The 3,695-nt window shown below is 74.6% G+C and carries 5 protein-coding genes and 1 pseudogene; 3 read left to right on the top strand and 3 right to left on the bottom strand.

Features of this window, described 5'->3' with window-relative positions:
* From ACI6PP_RS22985 to ACI6PP_RS22975, 3 genes and pseudogenes are all read left to right on the top strand, one after another.
* Positions 1 to 125, top strand: a pseudogene (locus ACI6PP_RS22985) (dCTP deaminase); the annotation flags it as partial.
* Positions 126 to 139: 14 nt separating this feature from the next.
* Positions 140 to 1,066 (top strand): pseudouridine-5'-phosphate glycosidase, encoded by a 927-nt coding sequence (locus ACI6PP_RS22980; RefSeq protein ID WP_421114078.1) that lies wholly within the window; start codon positions 140 to 142, stop codon positions 1,064 to 1,066.
* Entirely contained in the window at positions 1,063 to 1,941 is an 879-nt protein-coding gene (locus tag ACI6PP_RS22975; protein WP_421114076.1) for a carbohydrate kinase family protein, read from the top strand. Before ACI6PP_RS22980 ends, ACI6PP_RS22975 begins: the two co-directional genes overlap by 4 nt.
* 1 nt (position 1,942) lies before the next feature.
* Here the strand turns inward: ACI6PP_RS22975 and ACI6PP_RS22970 are convergent, their stop codons facing one another.
* From ACI6PP_RS22970 to ACI6PP_RS22960, 3 genes are all read right to left on the bottom strand, one after another.
* Complete coding sequence (locus ACI6PP_RS22970) at positions 1,943 to 2,089, bottom strand: hypothetical protein (RefSeq protein ID WP_421114075.1); 147 nt, start codon at positions 2,087 to 2,089, stop codon at positions 1,943 to 1,945.
* A 14-nt stretch (positions 2,090 to 2,103) separates the two neighbouring features.
* Positions 2,104 to 2,874 carry a DUF4097 family beta strand repeat-containing protein gene (locus ACI6PP_RS22965; protein WP_421114073.1) on the bottom strand — a complete coding sequence of 257 codons (771 nt, stop codon included), beginning with the start codon at positions 2,872 to 2,874 and terminating at the stop codon, positions 2,104 to 2,106.
* Positions 2,875 to 2,944: 70 nt separating this feature from the next.
* On the bottom strand, positions 2,945 to 3,472 hold the full coding sequence (locus tag ACI6PP_RS22960) for a toxin-antitoxin system HicB family antitoxin (protein WP_421114071.1): 528 nt from the start codon (positions 3,470 to 3,472) through the stop codon (positions 2,945 to 2,947).
* Positions 3,473 to 3,695: the final 223 nt, after the last annotated feature.

The following is a 3,695-nucleotide window of genomic DNA, read 5'->3' as shown; positions in this document are numbered from 1 at the left end:
TCTTCCGGCTGACCTCCCCCGCCGAGCACCCGTACGGCTCGCAGAAGTACGGCTCGCGCTACCAGGGCCAGCGCGGCCCCACGCCGTCGCGCTCGTTCGCCAACTTCCACCGCACGACCATCTGAGGACCACCGACTCCGTGACTGCCCCGCTGGACCTGTCCGCGCCCGTCGCCGACGCGCTCGCCGAGGGACGTCCCGTCGTCGCCCTCGAGTCGACGATCATCGCCCACGGCCTGCCCCGTCCGCGGAACCTGCAGGCGGCCCGCGACTTCGAGGCGATCCTCACCGGGGTCGACGTCGTCGCCGCCACGATCGCCGTCCTCGACGGGCGCCTTTGCGTCGGGCTCGACGACGACCAGCTCGAGCGCGTCGCGTCCGACCCCGACATGGCCAAGCTCAGCGTGCGCGACCTGCCGATCGTCATGGCGCGGGGCGGGTCCGGCGCGACCACCGTCGCCGCCACCTCGTACGTCGCCGCGATGGCGGGCGTGCGCGTCTTCGCCACTGGTGGCCTCGGCGGCGTGCACCGCGAGGCGTCCACGACGTTCGACGAGTCCAACGACCTCCCGACGCTCGCCACGACCCCGATCACGGTGGTGTCGGCGGGCGTGAAGTCGATCCTCGACATCGGCGCCACGCTCGAGCGGCTCGAGACCCTCGGCGTCACGGTCGTGGGCTACGGCACCGACGCGTTCCCGAGCTTCTGGGTCACCGACTCGGGCCACCGGCTCGACTGGACCGTGCCCGACGCGCCCGCCGTCGCCGACGTCATGGCCGCGCAGGACGCGCTCGGCCGTCGCTCGGCCGTGCTGGTGGCCAACCCGCTGCCCGTCGAGCAGCAGCTCGACCCGTCGCTCCACGACCGCTCGCTCGCCGACGCGCTCGCCGCGGCGGCCGCGCAAGGCGTCACCGGCAAGGCGGTCAGCCCGTTCCTGCTCGACGCGATGGTCGGCATCACCGACGGCCGGAGCCTCGAGGTCAACCTCGCGATCGCGGCCAACAACGTGACCGTGGCCGGACAGATCGCCACCGCGTGGTCGCGGCTCGGCGGGGGTGCGCGATGAGCAGGGTCCTGGTGATCGGCGACGTCGTCGACGACATCGTCGTCCGGCCGCTCGACGGCGTCACGCCCGCGAGCGACACCACCGCCACCATCCGCACCTTCGCCGGCGGCTCGGCCGCCAACACCGCGGCCTGGATGGGCTGGCTCGGCAGCGGCGTCACCTTCGTCGGTCGGGCCGGCGTCGGCGGCGCCGAGCGTCACACCGCCGCCCTGGTGGCGCAGCGGGTGGACGCCCGCGTCAGCGAGGAGCCGAGCCTGCCCACGGCGACCATCGTCGTCATGGTCGACCGCGGCGGGGAGCGGACGATGTTCGTCGACCGCGGCGCCAACGCGTCCCTGACGCCCGCGCACGTGCCCGCCGACGTGTGGGACGACGCCGGCTGGGTGCACCTGACGGGCTACTCGTTCTTCTGCGACAACGTCCGCCCGCTCGCGCTGGCGGTGCTGGAGGAGGCGCGGCGCCGCGGCATCGGCGTCTCGCTCGACCCGAGCTCGGTGGCGTTCCTGCGGTCGTGCGGCCTGACCTCGTTCCTCACCTGGACCGAGGGCGTCGACGTGATCTTCCCGAACTACGACGAGGGACGCGAGCTCACCGGCCTGCAGCAGCCCCACGAGATCGTCGAGGCCCTGGGGCGGCGGTACGGCACCGTCGCGCTGACGCTCGGCGGCCACGGGTCGCTGGTGCGCACCGCGGCCGGCGAGATGATCGCCTCGCCCGCGGCCCCGGCCAACCTCTACGACCTCACCGGTGCGGGCGACGCGTACTGCGCCGGCTTCCTGGCCGCGTGGCAGGCCGAGATGCCGTGGCGCGAGTGCGTGCGGGTCGCGACCGAGACGTCGGCGATGGCCGTCAACCGGCCGGGCGGGCGTCCGTAGCTCAGCCGTCGAGGACGTCGGCGATGCGGTGCAGGCGGCGGGCGGTGCGGCGACGCAGGCGGTCGCGGGTGTGCGGGCGTCCCTGCGTGAGGTCGTCACGCACCTGACGCTCACGCTGGCGGGCGAGCAGCTCGGGCATGGTGTCCATGGTCGGTCCTCCTCTCAGGCCCGGGCGACGACGACGTCGCCCGAGACGGTCTTGGCGTGCACCTGGGCGTAGGGCTCGCCGTCGGCGGGCTCGGCGGCGTCGAGGTCGCTGGTGACGCGGCCCGTGACGGTGCTGAGGTCGAGCCAGGCGGGCAGGTCGTCGGCCACGCCCACGCGGACGCTGCCCGAGGCGTTGGTCGCCTGCACGCGGGACGCGCCGACGCGTCCGACGGTGAGGTCGCCGGATCCGCTCTTGAGCACGACGTCGCCGCCGGCGTCGTCGACGGTGAGGTCGCCCGAGCCGCTCTTGAGCTCGGCCTCGGCCGCCGCGCGGCGCACCCGCAGGTCGCCCGAGCCGGTCCGGACCGACACGGGGCCGTCGACGGTGCCGACCTCGACGTCGCCCGAGCCGGTGGTCACCTCGGCCGCGCCGGCGGCCGCCTCGACGGAGACGTCGCCCGAGCCCGACGACACGACGACCGTGCCGAGGCGGCCGGTCAGCGTGATGTCGGCCGAGTCGGTGGCGACGCGCACGTCCGACCCGGTGGGGACGGAGACGGTGACGTCGAGGTCCGCGCCCCGGTGGCCCCGGGCGCGGGGGACGTCGACGAGGAGGTCGCGTCCGGGCTGCTCGACGGTGGCGCGGTCGACCAGCGTCCGCGCCTCGTCGCCGTGCGCGGCGAGGTCGACGGTCGACGTCGCGGTGTCGGACGCGGTGACGGTGACGCTGCCGGCGCCGAGCCGGACCGACAGGGAGAGCGGGTCGGGGGTGTCGAAGGTGTGCATGCAGACTCCAGAGGGTGTGCGGGACCGCCGCACGGGCCAGGTGGCCGGTGCGTCGTGCGGAGCAGACGGGCTAGCGGGACCAGCCCTGGATGCGGCGGGAGCCGGATCCGGGCGGGCCGTGGGAGGTGAAGCGCATCGAGCCGAGGTCGATGTCGAACCGGCGGCCGGTGGTGGCCGCGCGGACGGCCTGGACGACGAACGTGTTGAGGGACTGCGAGGTCTCGGCGGCGATCTCCTCGGCGCGCTGCTTGAGCTGCTCGGGGATCCGGACCGTGACGCGGGCGACCGAGCCGTCCTCCTCCTGGGGCGCCTCGGGCGGCTCCGGGGGAGTCGGCGGCGGGGGCGGCAGCGGCGGGGTGTCGTCGTGGACGACCAGCTGCGGGTCGCGTCCACGCAGCCGGACCTCGACCCGCGCCTGGCCGAGGTCGGCGGTGATCTCGTCGGCCGCGTCGGACAGCGCCTCCATCAGGCTCATCCGGAACGCCGGCTCGAGCGCGAGCGCCAGCCGCTGCGCCGCGTCGGCCGCGTCCGGGCCGGCCGCGGCGGCGACGTCGGTGAGGTCGGAGCGCAGGCGCTCGACGTAGCGGGTCAGGTCCATGACGCCATGATGACATCACTCTGATGTCACGTCAAGCGTCTGATGACGTCACCGTGAGCCGGGTGTGGCGTCAGACGTGTCCGGGCGGTGCCTCACCCACGACGCGGCGGACGTGCCGGTGTCCCACCCACCACCTCGGCCCCGAACGTGGTGGGTGGGCCACCGTCGAGGGTGGCTGGGGCACCTGGCGGTGGGTATGGCCCCAGGATCAGTCCAAAAGTGG

This window comes from Solicola agrisoli (assembly GCF_049059935.1).
In the GTDB taxonomy this organism is placed as follows: domain Bacteria; phylum Actinomycetota; class Actinomycetes; order Propionibacteriales; family Nocardioidaceae; genus JAURVT01.
This window is presented reverse-complemented; position numbering and strand designations above follow the sequence as displayed.